At 58.4% G+C, this 519-nt stretch carries 1 protein-coding gene; it reads left to right on the top strand.

Annotated elements, in window-relative coordinates:
* The coding region (locus RQX22_RS19245; protein ID WP_315728828.1) for a cbb3-type cytochrome c oxidase subunit I at positions 1-519 on the top strand (519 nt) is incomplete at both ends.

The following is a 519-nucleotide window of genomic DNA, read 5'->3' as shown; positions in this document are numbered from 1 at the left end:
TGGGCTTCATCTTCATGTTCACGGTCGGCGGCGTCACCGGGGTCGTCCTCGCCAATGGCGGCATCGACAATTATATGCACGACACATATTATGTCGTCGCGCATTTCCACTATGTGCTGTCCCTCGGCGCCGTCTTCGGCCTGTTCGCCGGCTGGTATTACTGGTTCGGCAAGATGTGGGGCAAAAATTACGTCGAATGGCTGGGCCAGCTCCACTTCTGGGTCTTCTTCGTCGGCGTGAACATCCTGTTCTTTCCGATGCACTTCCTGGGCCTCCAGAACATGCAGCGGCGCATTCCCGATTATGCGGACGCTTATGCCGGCTGGAACCAGGTCGCGACCATCGGCTTCATGATCATGGCCGCCAGCATGGTGCTGTTCTTCGCCAATGTCTTCTGGTCCTTGTTCTTCGGCAAGAAGACTCCAGACAATCCCTGGGGCGAGGGCGCGACGACGCTGGAATGGACCCTGTCGAGCCCGCCGCCCTTCCACCAGTTCGAAACCTTGCCGAAGGTCGACT

Source organism: Sphingosinicella rhizophila (assembly GCF_032378825.1).
Taxonomy (GTDB): domain Bacteria; phylum Pseudomonadota; class Alphaproteobacteria; order Sphingomonadales; family Sphingomonadaceae; genus Allosphingosinicella; species Allosphingosinicella rhizophila.
The sequence above is the reverse complement of the archived record's forward strand: the minus strand, read 5'-3'. Positions and strand labels throughout refer to the sequence as shown.